The sequence below is a fragment of the Streptomyces sp. SID3212 genome (genome assembly GCF_009865405.1).
Classification (GTDB): Bacteria; Actinomycetota; Actinomycetes; order Streptomycetales; family Streptomycetaceae; genus Streptomyces.
In genome coordinates this window covers 1-488 of record NZ_WWJY01000853.1, presented here as the reverse complement: position 1 = coordinate 488, position 488 = coordinate 1, and the positions used below count along the sequence as shown (strand labels likewise).

Genomic DNA, 488 nt, shown 5'->3' with positions numbered 1-488 from the left:
GGGCGGCGCGCGTCGAGCACCGTGGCCAGCCGGAAGGCCGCCTCGGCGCTGCCGCCGCCCGCGGCGCAGCGCAGGTGGCGCTCGGCGGACTGCTCGTCGCCGTCCCGCAGGTAGGCGATGCCCACCTGGAGGGCCGCTTCGGTGTGCCCGGCCGCCGCCGCGCGCTCGTACCAGCGCAGCGCCGTACGGTCCTCGTCGCGCCCGGCGTGCAGGATGCCCAGGTTGAACGCGGCGTCGACGCTGCCCGCCTCGGCGGCCTTGGAGAACCAGGGCTCGGCGCCGGTCGCGTCGTCGGCCTGGAGGAGCAGGACGGCGAGCGCGTTGGCGGCCTCGCGGTGGCCCGCGTAGGCGGCGCGGCGGTACCACTGCTCGGCCTGGACGGTACGGTCCTGGGCGGCGCAGAGCAGCCCGAGGTTGTACGCGCCGTTGACGTCGCCCGCGTCCATGGCGGCGCGGTACCAGCGCTCGGCGGTCTGCGGCTCGCCCCG

General features: G+C 77.9%; 1 pseudogene. It reads right to left on the bottom strand.

Annotated elements, in window-relative coordinates:
• A pseudogene (locus GT042_RS25800) lies at nt 1-488 on the bottom strand (SEL1-like repeat protein); the annotation flags it as partial.